Here is a 14409-nt window from a genome sequence, read left to right on the forward strand (position 1 = left end):
TTCGTGAAGAAAGTGGAGCAATGGCTGCATCACCGTATCAGACAACTGATTTTAAAAAGATGGAAAAACCCGCGTACTAAGATTAGCAGATTAATGCGTTTAGGTCTAGATATGGACAGTGCTAAACGCATAGGCTACTCCAGAAAGAAGTACTGGAGATTATCAAAAACACCTGAGGTTCATTGGGTGCTTACAACGAAAAGACTCTACCGTTGGAACGGAGTTCCACTACGAGACCTGGCAGAGTCTGCTTACTTAAGATATTGAACCGCCGTATACGGAACCGTACGTACGGTGGTGTGAGAGGACGGTAAATAAATTAATTATTTACCTCCTACTCGATTGTTTGAACAGGTTCTGGATGATGAATTAGACAGATGAATAGACCATAAACTCATCTATGGTCTATTGCGTCTAAATGTAAAGTGGGGAATGTACCATAAACAAATATATGCACATTCACATCCACACTCTGAACCAAAATAAAGAAAAAATCTGATCAGTCAGATTTTTCCACTGGATAATTAACAAAACTTAATCGGAAGCCATCCGTCTGGCTACCGAATCGACGCCCTTCTGTGGCGATTACCCCTTGATTCAAGAGCTTAGTAAGAAACGAATCGGTCACTCCAGGTTCAGGATCTTTCAGGCGGCAATACAAATGAAATCCGCCTTTCGCTCGTGTGAAATTCACCTTATCCCCGTATGTTTCTCTTAGCCACTTCTCCATTGAAGCGCTGCGGGCTTTCAATTCACGAATAATCTTTTCCTGATACTGATTCATCTGATGACGTAAAAAGTGATCCGCCATAAACTGAGGAAGGAAACTCAAATCTGAATCGATTTGAGCGCGGATTGAAGACAAATTCTTCAATATAGCCTCAGGACCTACCATCCATCCGATTCGCAGGTGACGTCCGGCAAGTTTTGACAAGGTACCGAGGTAAATAACCTGCTGATTCTGATCCAGCATTTTAAGTGGACGGTTATCCAAATCAGGGTCAAAACTCAATGTGCCGTATGCGTCATCTTCTACTATAGGGATACGTTTCAACAGGCAGTAATCAAGAATCTCAGCTTTTCGTCGTGGAGACATGACGAGACCCGTCGGATTCTGAAAAATCGGGTTCAGAAAAACCATTTTTAAATGATACTTCAGTGAAGCTTCCTGAAGCCCTTTAACCGTCATGCCTTCTGCATCCATTTGAATGGGGACGATTCGAAGTCCCGCTGCCTGAAAGAGCCGGAGTGAATAGAAGTAGGAAGGAGCCTCGATTCCCACAGCGTCACCTGGTTTGAGCAGACCTTGAGTAATCAGGAAAAGAGCATTCTGTGTGCCTGAAGTGATCATGATTTCTTCTAAAGGAACGCTCATCTGATAGGATTTCTTCAGATACGTCTGGACGCTTTCCTTCAATGAATGTATCCCTGTATGAGAAGACGACTGTCTGATTTCCTGTTCGACCAGCTCACTCCAGTGGAGACTGGGAATCTCTAGATCAGGCAATAGATCTGGAGGCAGAACGCCTTTTGACAAATCGAGAACAGAGCCAGACCCATAAGCACGTCGACTGGCTGCGGCAGCTTCATAAGCAGTCGGTTTATACAAAAGCTCATTTTCTGGAGATACCCCCCAGTTGACAAGCGGCTTAGTCTGGAGGTTCCATTTATCAGCATTCACAAATGTGCCACTGCCTTTTCTACGAACAAGGACACCTTGAGCAGTCAACTCCTCAAGAGCCCGTATGACGGTTGAGCGATTTACTCCTAGTGATTCAGCCAGCTTCCGTTCAGAAGGCAGACGTTCTCTAGGAAGCAGCTCACCCTCTTTCATTTTACTTTCGATCAGTTGCATGATGCTCTGATATAAAGGCTTACCGTCAGTCTTATCCAGTGCCCACATTTGAATCCCCCTTTATCAATTTAAAATAGTATAGCATAAATTGGATGGGTAAAATATAGTCCAATTGGATGTATTCATATGAATCTAAAAAAAATATACTACTGTCAATGGTAAAAAACCTATTGCAAACAGGAGGAATTTAAATGAGTGAACGAGTAGTTGGAACTGAAAGAGTCAAACGTGGAATGGCTGAAATGCAGAAGGGTGGCGTGATCATGGATGTGGTCAACGATGAGCAGGCAAAGATTGCGGAAGCGGCTGGTGCCGTAGCGGTCATGGCCTTGGAACGCGTGCCTTCTGATATCAGAAAAGCAGGCGGAGTCGCTCGTATGGCTGATCCGACAATTATAGAAGAAGTCATGAACGCTGTCAGTATACCGGTCATGGCCAAAGCCCGAATTGGACATATCTCTGAAGCTAGAATCCTTGAAGCCATGGGTGTGGATTACATCGATGAGAGTGAAGTGCTGACACCGGCAGATGAAGAATTTCACTTGTTGAAGTCGGAATACGTCGTCCCGTTCGTCTGCGGCTGCCGTGATCTTGGAGAAGCCTTGAGACGAATCGGGGAAGGGGCATCTATGCTTCGAACAAAAGGAGAGCCGGGAACAGGGAACATCGTTGAAGCGGTTCGTCATATGCGTAAAGTTAACAGCCAGATTCGTAACCTACAGACAAAGTCCGACGACGAACTGATGACCTTTTCTAGAGATCTTGGTGCACCATATGCCTTAGTTAAAGAAGTCAAGGAATTAGGGAAACTACCTGTGGTCAATTTTGCGGCTGGAGGTGTCGCTACTCCAGCAGATGCGGCGCTTATGATGAGCCTTGGTGCTGACGGCGTTTTTGTGGGATCTGGAATCTTTAAGTCTGAATCTCCAGAAAAATTCGCCCGTGCGATTGTTCGAGCAACAACAAATTATGAAGACTACACCTTGCTGGCTGAACTTTCTAAAGACTTAGGTGAAGCTATGACTGGCATTGAAATCAGTAACTTGGCTGAATCCGAACGCATGCAGGACCGTGGGTGGTAACCATGACTAAAACGATTGGAGTACTGAACCTTCAAGGGGCCGTGCGAGAACACATTCGAGCGCTGGAAAAGATTGGAGTCAAAGCTGTTTCAGTAAAGAAAGAAGAAGAATTTGACATGATCGATGGACTGATCATACCGGGAGGTGAATCGACAGCTATCGGACGTCTGATTCGCGAGCATCATCTGGAAGATAGACTCAGACAATTTCATCAAGCTGGACATGCAATTTTTGGTACATGTGCCGGACTGATTCTCTGCAGTACGGATGACAGTCACCCGACGCAGGATCTTCGTCTGGGCTTCATAAACATAGAAGTTGAACGCAACGGCTTTGGTAGACAAGTAGCCAGTTTTGAAACAAAGCTGGATTTTAAAGGGATCGATCAGTCAGTAGAAGCTGTGTTTATCCGTGCGCCATTTATAGAGAAAGTCGGACCAGGAGTCTCCGTCCTTGCTGAAGTGGAAGGAAGAATCGTTGCGGCCGAACAGAACAATGTGTTGGTGACGGCCCACCATCCTGAACTCACTGATGACTTTGCTGTACTTGAATACTTTTTGAAAAAAGTAAGCTGAGAAATCGAGCTTGAAATTAAACCTGCCCGAATACCTCGTTAGACATAGGAGGTATTCAGGCAGATTTTTTGCTTGTCATCCTGATTCCTGTCATAGTATATACAAACCTTTAAGGAGATGTGAAACATGACAGAAGCAAAAGAAAAAGCATTGAAGATTCTGGATAAGAATGAAGTAGGCGTGTTAGCTACTGTATCAGGGAATAAGCCTGTGGCACGCTATATGGACTTTAAAAGTGACGATTTTGTATTGTATACCGTTACGGACAAGCGTACTGAAAAAGTAGAAGATATTGAAGCGAACAATCATGCTTTCGTACTTATCGGCTACGAAGAGGGCGTATTCGACAAGGATTACCTTGAAATAGAAGCAACCGTTTCTCTGACTCAGGATCAGGATCTTATTGACCGGGCATGGAATGATTATATGGATGACACCTATAAGGGGAAAGACGATCCCAACATCCTGGTTCTTAAACTGACACCACAGAAAGTAACCTTGAAACTTAAGAAAGATGACAAGAGCGTCCAAGTCGAATTTTAATTGAATAGTCTAATGATGACGGACCTTCGGGTAGCCGTCATTTTTTTGTAATAAATATGTTTCAGGAAACCAGGAGAAGATCGAAACAGGTACAAATTGCATTTAACTGATAGGGATGACATTGCATTCAGGCTTTCATCAAAGAACAGTAACAGCGAAGAATCTATTGTGGTATAGTTAAGACAATCATGATGGACAATTGGAGGAGTGGCTATGCTTCATTTTCAAAATGGAAATCTCACGGTATTCAAAAGTACATTATTTCAAACGACCACAGTCATCATAGAAACAGAACAGTCGATAATCATGACCGACCCGAACTGGCTCCCTGAAGAAGTGAAGGAAATTAGAGCCTATATCGATGAGCGCCTAGGCGATAGAAAACTGTACATCATTTATACTCATAGTGATTATGATCATCTGATAGGTGCCGGCGCATTTCCTGACGCGTTCGTCATCGCCTCGCGAGCTTTTCATCATAATAAACGAAAAGACCAGATCGTTGATGAAATGAAGGCATTTGACCGAATGTACTATATCGAAAGAGAGTATGACCATAGCTACCCAACAGTCGACCGTCTGATAACGACAGACAATGATATGTTGAAACTGGGTGAGGTGACGCTTAAATTTTATCTTGCCCCAGGCCACACGGAAGATGGATTGTTTACGATAGTTGAACCCTACTGTTTCTTTTTATCAGGAGACTATCTTTCTGATGTCGAGTTTCCATTCATCTATAGTAGCTACAAAGATTATAAGCGGACAGTTAAGAAAGCACGATCAATCCTGGAAAATTATACCATCAGCTACCATGTGCCCGGACATGGAAATGTGACAGATTCTAAAGAAGAAGTCATGGACCGGCTGAACTTTTCAGATTACTACTTAACCCAGTTAACGACTGATTTTGAGAACCTGGAAGATGAGTGCAGAGCCCGTTATCCATTTTTTGAAGGGATGAAAGAGAGTCATCAGAAAAATTATGACTTAGCTGCTTCTAAACTGAAGAATAAAAAACGATAAGAGGAAGTCGGACACTAGGAATGGCAGTGTCCGACTTTTTTAGTAGGCTGGAACTGAGTGAGTGAAGATAGTCGTGGCGGAAAGTTTGGGCGAATAGTCCATATGTCAGTTTATGAACCATTAGGCGATCGATTGAAGACACGAATGGTTTATATAAAAATATATGGTACATTCTCAGTCAAAAAAATAATGGGAATGAACCATAAACTCTTTTATGGTTCATTGGTGAACCATCTAAGTTAAGACTGAACTGGCGAATACCTTATTAGTACGATATATCAGGTATGGGGTAATGATTAGAAGATACGGATGCCGTGTAACCTGTACTTATGAGGAATTCGCACTCTAAATAATCAGACGAATACCCCACAAAAATCAGTTATGAGGCATTCACCATCTAAAAAACACCTCTAGGGCTGAAAGGAAAAAAATCCTTCAGATTTTTAAATAAAAAAAGCTGATCTGCAGCTATTTAACAGATCAGCTTCCTATTAGAGTTAGATATTAAGGAATCATCGTCTTCAGTTCATCCAGTGTCATTCCCGCGAAAGGATCATCCAATGGCAAATCTTCATTTTCAACAACTAGAGTGATCTCAACTTCCCAGTCATTATTTACTTCAAAGCGTTCGACTGTGTGAGTAGAGTCGAACGTATCATCGTAATACCGACTGGCGCCTCTAAGAGTATCGTCACTCTGGACAAAAACGATTGATTCATGAGAGAAGTACAAGTACTCGTCAGGTTCGAATCCTTCATTGAGAAAAAGAATAATATCCTCTTCGGGAGTAGGTTGTGGCCTGGTCGGGTCGACCATGGGGACCATCCCTAATTCTTCGCCAGTTTCCGGGTCCCAAACCCAATGAACAAGATACCTCGGGTAACCAATGGTAATCTCTTCGGTATCCAGTTCTCCTTTTAATACCTCGTCCACCTTGAATGAATAATAAGCTATGCTCTCATCTCCCCAGGACTCAGGAACATCAGCTGGTTCTTCACTGACATATGTGCCTCTTAGAATAAAGTCTGAGTACATGATCGTCTGGTCAACCGTCTGACCGGAGTATGGGACAATAACTTCTGTCATGCCGAAAGCATTGTCATCGATCCAATCAGCCTGGACAGGCGAGTCGACAATATCTTCATCAGGAATAAAAGACAGGAATCGCTCAGATACTTCTGGAGAAAAGGTATAGATATAATGTGTTTCAGCTGCATCCATTACCGTACCTTGTGTTCCATCAGGTGTGACCCAAAGATGGAATGCTTCATTAGAGCCGTCTGTGTACTCTATTTCCAGCCCGTATAAAGGAGTAGATATATCAACGATTCCAGGCTGACGTTTGGATCCTTCAATCATCTCATCAATGATAAAGGTGAGGTCGTTTGGATCAGTCAGTTCTGCTATATATTCCAGATCCAGGTTGCTGGCGAAACGGGAAGAATAAGAGATTCCAGCCCATGTCGGATCAGCTCGTTCTACTTCTCTAAGGTAATGAGTGTCTCCACTCCCACTTGAGTCGTAAATATCTTCTTTCTGCCTATCTATCGATACACTTTCGACTTCCGTCCTGTTATCAGTATTTTCGCAAGCAGCTAGCAAAGTGAGGCTCAATCCGGTTAGTAGTACTTTAGTGTATACTCTCATTGTCTGGTCTCCTTAAACTTTAGTTTGGGAATAGGATGACTCGCCGTATCGAATGTGAACGCATTCATTTAGTGCTGCTATTGTACCATATGCTAGTGATACCTGCTTGGAAATGTTGGTATGTATTTAACATCAACCAGGCTTAAATATGGGAAAATCATTTTGAGGCTTATAAGATCAATCAGTATAGTATAATGGAAAGAACAGTTAGCATTGTTTCAAGATAAGGATATGATTAAGTATAGGAATGTGAAAAGGGGAGAGACATGTTTTATTATAAAATCGACGAAGAGTTAAGCCTTAAACTGAAAGATTATCAGGATACGGAAGAGTTGTATGCCTTGATTGAATCCTCAAGAGATCATTTGAAAGTTTGGATGAACTGGATAAATAAAGTAAACGGTGAGGAAGATATTAGAGAGGCCACAAAAAGGAATCTTCAACAATTCGCAGATCAGAAGGCTATGAATTATCTAATTATTTACAAAGGGGAAATTGCTGGTACTGTCGGTCTGAAAGGATTCAACTGGGATGTAAAGAGTGCTGAAATCGGCTACTGGCTCGGACCAGACTTTCAAGGGAAGGGCATCATGACCCGATCAGTAAAAGCGTTGATGGAGTATGGATTCGACCATGTTGGGCTGGATAAACTTGAGGTCTGGGCGGCTGAAGGGAATACGAGAAGTAGGAGCATACCTGAGAGACTAGGCTTTGTGGAGGAAGGCATGCGGAGACAGAATGAAATCCTGAACGGTACTTATCATAATATGGTCATCTATGGCATGCTCAAATCTGAATGGGGAGCAGCATCTGAATAGAAATAAATACTCAAGCTAGAGGCTTTTCGAGTGCTATTAGTTGGTATAGAAAAATCTATCCTTTAAAATTAACATTAGATGCATAGAATGTTGAATTCTATAAGGAGGATTTTTTTATGACACAGCGAAATGTAACTGATACTAAGCTGTTGAACAGTCTGACACTGAAACTGAAGAATCTGAATGATCAGGTGATCGTCATTACAGGCGCAACAAGCGGAATCGGACTTGTCACAGCTCGTATGGCAGCTGAAAAAGGAGCCAAGCTTGTTCTCGCAGGAACAGAAGAAGATGCACTGAAAACTCTGACAGATGAACTGAAGAATCAAGGAACTGAAGTGGTTCATGTTGTCACTGACGTGTCTAATAAAGAAGATGTCGATCGACTCGCTGAGGAAACAATAAAAGAGTATGGTGGATTTGATACGTGGGTCAACAACGCAGCCGTAGCAATCTATGGACACATTACAGATGTTCCGATTGAAGACGCCAGACAGCTCTTCGAAGTTAATTACTGGGGAACAGTATATGGCTCGCTGGCAGCTCTGGATCATTTCAAAGACAAAGAGACGGCAGGTGCATTGATCAATCTGGGCAGTGTAGTAGGTAACCGCACATTCCCTATTCAGGGCACCTATTCTTCCTCCAAATTTGCTGTGCACAGTCTGACTGATGCGCTTCGCATGGAAGCTGAAAAAGATCATATCCCTGTCGTTGTATCTCAGATCCATCCGGCGCGTGTTGATACACCATATGGAGACCATGCTGCAAGTTATATCGATAAAGCACCATCTCATGATGCCATGATGTACCCACCTGAAAGCGTAGCTGAAGCAATTCTGCATGTGGCTCAGAATCCGACCCGAGACATGTTTGTAGGTGGCCAATCTAAAATGATTGCCTTGATGGGAGCCATCATGCCACGTTTCACAGACCACTTCCTTGAAAAGTCTGTGTATAAGACAAATTATGATGAATCTAGAGATGCAGGCTCACCAAAAGAGAGTACCCTGCATGGACAAGCTGAAGAACTTCACGAAAGAGGGCAGAATAGTGGCTGGCGCCGAAAAGGAAGCTGGATGGTCAAAGCTAAAAAACATCCACTACTATTCTTGCTGCCGATAGTCGGGCTGTTCCTGACGATCTTTACACTTCTTCTTCCTTCAAGCTATAAGAAGAAAAAAATGCATAAAGCTAAAAAAATGATGCACATGAAAAAGGCTAAAGCGATGGTTAAGCATCCGAAAGCCGCTTTTAAGGCTGAGAAGGCTATGTGGAAACACCCTAAAGCAGCGATGAAAGCTGAAAAAGCTATGATGTAAGATTAGAAAGTAATTGACAAGAAACTGATCGCATAAAAGATGCCGGAATCAAGAGACTGAACTTCTCTGATCCGGCATTTTTTACTATCATTTAGTATTTTATAACATCAGCAATCTGACCATCAATGAGTTTTATCAGATCATCGGGATCGACTTCAACTGATACTCCGACTTTACCGGCGCTGAAACTAATCGTATCGAACTGTTCTGCAGAAGAGTGAAGCACAGTTTTGAATGCTTTTTTCATTCCGATGGGGGAACATCCCCCATGTACATAACCTGTCAGAGGAAGAAGTTCTTTCTCCTTAATCATGCTCACACTTTTTTCAGCAACAGATTTAGCAGCTTTTTTCAGGTCCAGTTCGTGATTGACAGGAATGACAAAGACATAAAAATCACCAGACTTTCCTCTAGTGACCAACGTTTTGAACTGCTGGTCAGGATTATTCCCCATTTTTACTGCAACTTCTGTTCCACTGGACACATCTGACCCAAAGTAATGGTGTTCTTTATAGGAGATATCCTGCTGCTCCAGCAGTCTAATGACATTTGTCTTAACTTGTTTATTCATGCAACGGCCTGCCTTTCAATGTATGACTCGATAATTAATAAAAAGAAGTCTTGTAATGATAATAAGATTATCGCTCAATTTCAGAGGAAAGACAAGAAGGGGAGTCACCTGAAAGTTTACAGGAGGGCAGAAAAAAAGCACACAATCTACTTCAGCACGGTAAGTACATGCGGAAGAAGAAAGGTGCCATATAATGAAATCATTTGAGACTGGGAATTGACTCCCGATACCCACTACCAGGAGTTAAAGTGTTACTCGTCCTCTTCAGTCTCTGTTCCGTCGCCGGAATCAGTATCAGTATCGGTATCAGTGTCTGTTTCGCCATCGGTTCCGTCATCTCCATCAATATCGATATCGACGTCCAGATCGGCATCATCGCCACCGTCTTCAGTCTGTTCTTCAGTCTGGTCACCAGTATCCGTGTCAGTAGGGGTTCCTCCATCTCCCATGAAGAACATGACGACGATTACTCCTACGATGATGACAAGAGCTATGAGAAACAGGGCAAAGAGACCGGTGCGTCGATTCTCTTCATGTCTATGCGGATCGTTATTTCTATCTGCCAACTATACCACTCCTTTTGTTTAATATAGTTAGAGTATCATAATCATGCAGTTAGCTGTAATAATATGTTCCAAGAAAAAAACCAGCTAAGATAATCCTTAGCTGGCGGTATACTCGTTTTCGTTACGGGAGGTTTTTATCTTTCTCAGATGACAGGGTAAAGTTACGCTACGTTATGTTCTACTTCTACAGCTGCTCGTTCAAGCAGTGGTGGAATTCTTGGGACAGTTAATGGTGATACAATAAAGGTTAAAGCCATGAAACCAGCTAAGACTAATGCGAAAGCTTTTCTATGTTTTTTCATGAAAATCCTCCTTGTTTTAACGACAATTTATTATTGATTTCCGTCAGCGCCAGCTGAGAGAATGATAAAAGTTTTTTGTTGTTTTGTAGTCTGAAAATGCTGGAAGAGAGTTCAAAGCACTCTTTTGAATCCTCTAAGTTGCCTAGCTTATAAAAGATGTGTCCTTTCGTATGGTGAAAATCCCCTAACGAATATAGACAATTATTCTGAACTAACATATCAATACCTTCAGATACATAGGAAAGAGCTTCCTTGCTATTGTCCAATTGTTCCAAAGCTAAAGCATAATTCAAAGTTATTTTAGCGCGTATTTCAATGCTGACCGAATCATTTAAAATATCGATTCCACTTTTATATGATTGTCTTGCTTTTTCAAAATCGTCTCTTTTATAATAAATGATTCCACGAGCATTGTAAACTTCAACTGCAAGTTCTGTTTCAACATCATCAAGATATATACCATTCAGTATTTCAAGAGAGCGATCTCCACGATTATATAATTGGTATTCCAGTAATGCTTCAATCATAGCAAAAAACACCTTATCGTTAACATCTCGAGAGCTATTAATTAATAGCTTGTGATGATCAAGCAGTAATTCTATTGTTTTGTAGTCTCTGTTTAGAGAGTATTGGCGGATGTTTTTCTTAACATCCTGCAGCTCATTCTTTTTACTGTTATCGTGCTCAGCCTTGATCAGTTCGTTTTCTTCAAGACCCAGCCTTTGTTCGAGCTTATCAAGAATGGCTTTTTTCGGGACAATATCTCCTTTTTCCACACGGCTGATCAGAGCCTGTGCACAGATATCTTTTGCCAATTGCTGTTGAGTCAAACCAAGTTCTTTTCGCTTGATTTTTATGATTTCTCCTAATTTCATTTTCATCCCACGCTTTCTATATATGGAAGTATAAGTTATTGGAAGTCGTTTAGCAATCAAAAATATTAAATATTATTAAAAAGATTTATTCTTAATAAAAATGCAATAATTTGACAATAAAAAACAGACACGGTATAATTGCTTCGAATTCGAAATAAATTGCTCAAAGGCATTATCATCTTTATAGTAAAAACCGCCTGAGCAAGCTCTATATGAGAAAATTGAGTTTGAATAATATTTCACAAACAATGGTAAAAATACAGGAGGAGATTTATAATGAAAGAATTGACAGGGATTCATCATGTTACAGCAATTACCAGCAGCGCGGAGAAGATTTATGACTTTTTTACGCATGTTTTAGGACTTAGACTGGTTAAGAAGACAGTCAACCAGGATGACATTCAGACCTACCATCTCTTTTTTGCAGACGACAAGGGGAGTGCAGGAACAGATATGACTTTCTTCGACTTTCCTAATATTCCAAAAGGTGTCCACGGAAATGATGAAATTTCAAGAACGTCATTTAGAGTGCCGACAGATGAGTCGCTAATATACTGGGTTAAACGATTTGAGAGACTAAGCATTGATAATGATGGAATACAGGAACAGTTCGGGAAAAAAGTACTGAGATTTACAGACTTCGATGATCAGCAGTATCAGCTTATTTCAGATGAATCAAATGAAGGGGTGGAGTCTGGAACGCCATGGCAGAAGGGGCCGATTCCTCTGGAACACGCCATTACAGGGTTAGGACCGGTCTTTCTGACTTATGCTGACTTCGATTATATTAAAGCTGTCCTTGAACAAGTATACAATATGAGAGAGATTGGACAAGAAGAGACATGTCATCTGTTCGAAATGGGCGAAGGTGGAAATGGTGCTCAAGTTATAGTCGATGTTCAGGAAAACTTGCCGGTGCATAGAGAAGGATTCGGAACGGTTCATCACGTGGCCTTCAGAGTAGATGATAAAAAAGCAATCGAAGACTGGATCGCTCATTATCAGCAGTTCCAGCTTCCTAATTCAGGATTTGTCGACCGTTTCTTCTTTCAGTCCCTGTATGCAAGAGTAACGAGAGGGATTTTGATCGAACTGGCTACAGATGGTCCAGGATTCATGGGCGACGAACCTTATGAAACATTAGGAGAAAAACTGTCGCTTCCTCCATTCCTAGAGAATAGCAGAGAATCGATTGAAAGTCAGGTCAGACACTTCGATACAGTAAGAAGCACAAAGACATATGAAAAAGAATAACAGTTAAACAATAAACAGCAGAAAACCAGAGCTTTTAAAGCTCTGGTTTTCTGCTGTTTAATATGAGTAAAAACAAGGCTATCCTCTATACCCATGAGGATGAATTTTATCGTGATGCTGCTTACCAGTTCAGTATGCCGATGATCAGTACTACGAGTATGGCAATTGGCGCAATGAACTTCACTGTAAAGATAAAGAGCCCTGACCATGCAGTTCCGCTTGTATCTGTATGAGTTAGGATATCCTCTTTCTTCCAAGTCCAGCTCACAAATAGTACTGTGATCAAAGCACTCAATGGAAGGAGTAGGTTTCCGGTGAAGCCATCAATGAAGTCCAGGAAACTGTCTCCCATAATTGTTATTTCCATGGCTCCTTGGCTTAATGAACTCAATACACCCAGTAAAGAAATAACGAGTCCAACAATCAGCGTAACTGCTTTACGGGACATATTTAACCGGCGCATAAAGTAAGATACGGATACTTCCAGCAGCGAGATGGCTGATGATAGCGCGGCTAATGAAAATAGGATAAAGAATACGAGACCGACAATCGTTCCAATGCCACCTAAGGCTTCAAATATATTAGGAAGCACGATAAACACAAGTCCCGCCCCTTCAGCAGGATCAAGTCCGAAAGCGAATAACGCCGGGAAGATGATCAGGCCGGAAATAATTGCAAATACAGTATCCAAAACGATGATAATCGCAGCAGCAGAAGTCAGACGCACATCGGGATTCAAGTAACTGCTGTATGTCAGCATAATACCCATTCCAAGACTTAAGGTAAAGAATGCCTGGCCCATGGCAGTGAGATAGATATTAGGGTCAGTGAATGCGCTCCATTCTGGTTTGAACATGAAATCCAGAGCTTCTGCAGTTCCACCGAGAGTCAGGCTGTATGCAGCCAGTATGATGACTAGCACACTCAGGATAGGCATCATCCATTTGCTGGACAGCTCGATTCCTTTCTGAACCCCGATAAAGACTATCCCTATGGTCAGAGCCATGAAAATGAACTGCCAGATTAAAGGAGAAACAGTACTGCCTATAAAGCCTGAGAAGAATTCAGAAGAATCTCCAGTAATGCCTCCAGTCAGATACGCGAAGGTGTATCTCAGTGACCAGCCTCCGATTACGCCATAAAATGACAGAATCAGAAAGGCTGCCAGCACACCCAGTCCTCCAGCTATAAACCAGGGTGATTTTGGAGCAAGCTTCTTGAACGCTTGAACGGCATCAGCCTGTGAGCGGCGTCCGATAGAGAATTCAATCAGCATGACAGGAAATCCGAGGAGCAGGACGCTTAATAAATAAATAATCAGAAATGCTGAACCTCCGCCTTCTCCCATGGCGTATGAAAATCGCCAGATGTTTCCCAAACCTACTGCAGAACCCATAGTAGCTAAAATAAAGCCCCAGCGGGATCCCCATTGCTCTCTTTTTTGTTCCATTATAATTAAACACTCCTTTTCTTTATGTAATGAACAATATTAAATTAGTATACATCATAAATGAGTATAATTGAATTATTTTCTAATCTTTTGCTCATTTATAAAAAAATTAAAACAAAATTCCTTTTGTATGCGTTTTACAAAGTGAGTGTAACGCTTTATATTAAGCGGAACAAGGGCAAGTTTTAGAATGTAAATGATGGAAAATAGTGATTAAATACACAAAGTGACATTAGATCGTGAAAAGGAAGCGTTTGTATATAGAAAATAATGATTGAGGTATAAAAACTTTTGATACCATAAAGAGTCATTATTTTCAGAAATATAGTGATTAAAGGGAACTACAATAAAATGAGAATAGTCTGAGTATAGATAGAATTTATAGCACTATAGGTTTTAAGTATTTGCAGTTAAATGAATATAAGGTAAACTTAAATTAAGCGTTTACATAAAAGGAACTGTCAAATTTTTTATGAAAACTAAAAATTAAAGGTGGTGAAGGCCCACTGACTATACCAATCGG

The 14409-nt window shown here is 41.4% G+C and carries 14 protein-coding genes and 1 pseudogene; 8 read left to right on the forward strand and 7 right to left on the reverse strand.

The genetic code is table 11. The features are described from left to right. Positions 1–267: pseudogene (locus ABFX15_RS10645) on the forward strand (group II intron reverse transcriptase/maturase); the annotation flags it as partial. A gap of 232 nt (positions 268–499) precedes the next feature. On the opposite strand, the gene ABFX15_RS10650 reads toward ABFX15_RS10645, so the two are convergent. Next, positions 500–1903: an aminotransferase-like domain-containing protein gene (locus ABFX15_RS10650; protein WP_346025389.1), complete on the reverse strand. Its 1404-nt coding sequence runs from the start codon at positions 1901–1903 to the stop codon at positions 500–502. 143 nt (positions 1904–2046) lie between these two features. Here ABFX15_RS10650 and pdxS point away from each other — a divergent pair, with 143 nt between their 5' ends. From pdxS to ABFX15_RS10670, 4 genes are all read left to right on the forward strand, one after another. Then, positions 2047–2937, forward strand: a complete 891-nt coding sequence (pdxS, locus tag ABFX15_RS10655) for a pyridoxal 5'-phosphate synthase lyase subunit PdxS (RefSeq protein ID WP_346025390.1) — start codon at positions 2047–2049, stop codon at positions 2935–2937. Between the two features lie 2 nt (positions 2938–2939). Next, a complete protein-coding gene (gene pdxT / locus ABFX15_RS10660) occupies positions 2940–3512 on the forward strand; it encodes a pyridoxal 5'-phosphate synthase glutaminase subunit PdxT (protein WP_346025391.1) in 573 nt (190 codons plus the stop codon). 126 nt (positions 3513–3638) lie between these two features. After that, positions 3639–4055 carry a pyridoxamine 5'-phosphate oxidase family protein gene (locus ABFX15_RS10665; protein WP_346025392.1) on the forward strand — a complete coding sequence of 139 codons (417 nt, stop codon included), beginning with the start codon at positions 3639–3641 and terminating at the stop codon, positions 4053–4055. A 213-nt stretch (positions 4056–4268) separates the two neighbouring features. After that, positions 4269–5081 carry an MBL fold metallo-hydrolase gene (locus ABFX15_RS10670; protein ID WP_346025393.1) on the forward strand — a complete coding sequence of 271 codons (813 nt, stop codon included), beginning with the start codon at positions 4269–4271 and terminating at the stop codon, positions 5079–5081. Between the two features lie 504 nt (positions 5082–5585). Here ABFX15_RS10670 and ABFX15_RS10675 read toward each other — a convergent pair. Beyond that, positions 5586–6728: a YhfM domain-containing protein gene (locus ABFX15_RS10675; RefSeq protein ID WP_346025394.1), complete on the reverse strand. Its 1143-nt coding sequence runs from the start codon at positions 6726–6728 to the stop codon at positions 5586–5588. 266 nt (positions 6729–6994) lie between these two features. Here ABFX15_RS10675 and ABFX15_RS10680 point away from each other — a divergent pair, with 266 nt between their 5' ends. Together ABFX15_RS10680 and ABFX15_RS10685 are read left to right on the forward strand one after the other, a co-directional pair. Beyond that, positions 6995–7546 (forward strand): GNAT family N-acetyltransferase, encoded by a 552-nt coding sequence (locus ABFX15_RS10680; protein WP_346025395.1) that lies wholly within the window; start codon positions 6995–6997, stop codon positions 7544–7546. 116 nt (positions 7547–7662) lie between these two features. After that, complete coding sequence (locus tag ABFX15_RS10685; protein WP_346025396.1) at positions 7663–8868, forward strand: SDR family oxidoreductase; 1206 nt, start codon at positions 7663–7665, stop codon at positions 8866–8868. Positions 8869–8959: 91 nt separating this feature from the next. Here the strand turns inward: ABFX15_RS10685 and ybaK are convergent, their stop codons facing one another. The 4 genes from ybaK to ABFX15_RS10705 form a co-directional block, all read right to left on the reverse strand. Then, the gene (gene ybaK / locus ABFX15_RS10690; protein ID WP_346025397.1) at positions 8960–9439 is read right to left on the reverse strand and encodes a Cys-tRNA(Pro) deacylase; all 480 of its coding nucleotides are present in this window, start codon (positions 9437–9439) and stop codon (positions 8960–8962) included. Positions 9440–9690: 251 nt separating this feature from the next. After that, positions 9691–10005, reverse strand: a complete 315-nt coding sequence (locus ABFX15_RS10695; RefSeq protein ID WP_346025398.1) for a hypothetical protein — start codon at positions 10003–10005, stop codon at positions 9691–9693. Positions 10006–10166: 161 nt separating this feature from the next. Continuing rightward, a complete protein-coding gene (locus ABFX15_RS10700; protein ID WP_346025399.1) occupies positions 10167–10307 on the reverse strand; it encodes a hypothetical protein in 141 nt (46 codons plus the stop codon). Further along, positions 10304–11188: a helix-turn-helix domain-containing protein gene (locus ABFX15_RS10705; protein WP_346025400.1), complete on the reverse strand. Its 885-nt coding sequence runs from the start codon at positions 11186–11188 to the stop codon at positions 10304–10306. Before ABFX15_RS10705 ends, ABFX15_RS10700 begins: the two co-directional genes overlap by 4 nt. A gap of 267 nt (positions 11189–11455) precedes the next feature. Here ABFX15_RS10705 and ABFX15_RS10710 point away from each other — a divergent pair, with 267 nt between their 5' ends. Continuing rightward, a complete protein-coding gene (locus tag ABFX15_RS10710; RefSeq protein ID WP_346025402.1) occupies positions 11456–12436 on the forward strand; it encodes a ring-cleaving dioxygenase in 981 nt (326 codons plus the stop codon). Between the two features lie 121 nt (positions 12437–12557). Here ABFX15_RS10710 and ABFX15_RS10715 read toward each other — a convergent pair whose 3' ends face one another. Beyond that, on the reverse strand, positions 12558–13886 hold the full coding sequence (locus ABFX15_RS10715) for a sodium-dependent transporter (RefSeq protein ID WP_346025401.1): 1329 nt from the start codon (positions 13884–13886) through the stop codon (positions 12558–12560). Between the last annotated feature and the right edge of the window lie 523 nt (positions 13887–14409).

Origin of the sequence: Alkalibacterium indicireducens, assembly GCF_039522005.1 — a bacterium.
In the GTDB taxonomy this organism is placed as follows: domain Bacteria; phylum Bacillota; class Bacilli; order Lactobacillales; family Carnobacteriaceae_A; genus Alkalibacterium; species Alkalibacterium indicireducens.

What these genes read in the sequence shown, in the direction of transcription:
- ABFX15_RS10650 (WP_346025389.1), bottom strand. Translation starts at nt 1,903, where the DNA reads ATGTGGGCACTGGATAAGACTGACGGTAAGCCTTTATATCAGAGCATC.
- pdxS (WP_346025390.1), top strand. Translation starts at nt 2,047, where the DNA reads ATGAGTGAACGAGTAGTTGGAACTGAAAGAGTCAAACGTGGAATGGCT.
- pdxT (WP_346025391.1), top strand. Translation starts at nt 2,940, where the DNA reads ATGACTAAAACGATTGGAGTACTGAACCTTCAAGGGGCCGTGCGAGAA.
- ABFX15_RS10665 (WP_346025392.1), top strand. Translation starts at nt 3,639, where the DNA reads ATGACAGAAGCAAAAGAAAAAGCATTGAAGATTCTGGATAAGAATGAA.
- ABFX15_RS10670 (WP_346025393.1), top strand. Translation starts at nt 4,269, where the DNA reads ATGCTTCATTTTCAAAATGGAAATCTCACGGTATTCAAAAGTACATTA.
- ABFX15_RS10675 (WP_346025394.1), bottom strand. Translation starts at nt 6,728, where the DNA reads ATGAGAGTATACACTAAAGTACTACTAACCGGATTGAGCCTCACTTTG.
- ABFX15_RS10680 (WP_346025395.1), top strand. Translation starts at nt 6,995, where the DNA reads ATGTTTTATTATAAAATCGACGAAGAGTTAAGCCTTAAACTGAAAGAT.
- ABFX15_RS10685 (WP_346025396.1), top strand. Translation starts at nt 7,663, where the DNA reads ATGACACAGCGAAATGTAACTGATACTAAGCTGTTGAACAGTCTGACA.
- ybaK (WP_346025397.1), bottom strand. Translation starts at nt 9,439, where the DNA reads ATGAATAAACAAGTTAAGACAAATGTCATTAGACTGCTGGAGCAGCAG.
- ABFX15_RS10700 (WP_346025399.1), bottom strand. Translation starts at nt 10,307, where the DNA reads ATGAAAAAACATAGAAAAGCTTTCGCATTAGTCTTAGCTGGTTTCATG.
- ABFX15_RS10705 (WP_346025400.1), bottom strand. Translation starts at nt 11,188, where the DNA reads ATGAAAATGAAATTAGGAGAAATCATAAAAATCAAGCGAAAAGAACTT.
- ABFX15_RS10715 (WP_346025401.1), bottom strand. Translation starts at nt 13,886, where the DNA reads ATGGAACAAAAAAGAGAGCAATGGGGATCCCGCTGGGGCTTTATTTTA.